The organism is Crenobacter intestini (genome assembly GCF_004919095.1).
In the GTDB taxonomy this organism is placed as follows: Bacteria; Pseudomonadota; Gammaproteobacteria; order Burkholderiales; family Chromobacteriaceae; genus Craterilacuibacter; species Craterilacuibacter intestini.
On record NZ_STGJ01000044.1, the window covers coordinates 1 to 308 of the forward strand.

Consider the following 308-nt stretch of genomic DNA (forward strand, 5'->3'; position numbering starts at 1 on the left):
AATCGCCTGCGCGTCGATGAAATCGTTCTTGTTGCCGGCCACGAAAGCGCGCACATACTGCGGGGCGATCAACTGGACGGTGTGGCCGTAGCCGGCGAGCTTGCGCGCCAGCCAGTGCGCACCGCAGCAAGCCTCCATCACGATGCGGGTGGCGGGCTGGCATGCAAGAAACTCGATCAGGCTGCTGCGGGTGAATTGGCGCTTGAAGACTGGCCGCCCCTGCGCGTCGTGCCCAACCACGTGAAAGGTCTGCTTGCCGATGTCCAGACCGAAAAGTGCGATGTTTGCCATGATGATCCTCCGCGCCG

1 protein-coding gene is annotated in these 308 nt (G+C 63.0%); it reads right to left on the reverse strand.

All coding sequences use genetic code 11. The features are described 5' to 3' along the window. Window positions 1-291 (reverse strand): IS110 family transposase (locus E5K04_RS16585; protein WP_136555947.1); only part of this gene is annotated, 291 nt, incomplete at its 3' end. Window positions 292-308 lie beyond the last annotated feature (17 nt).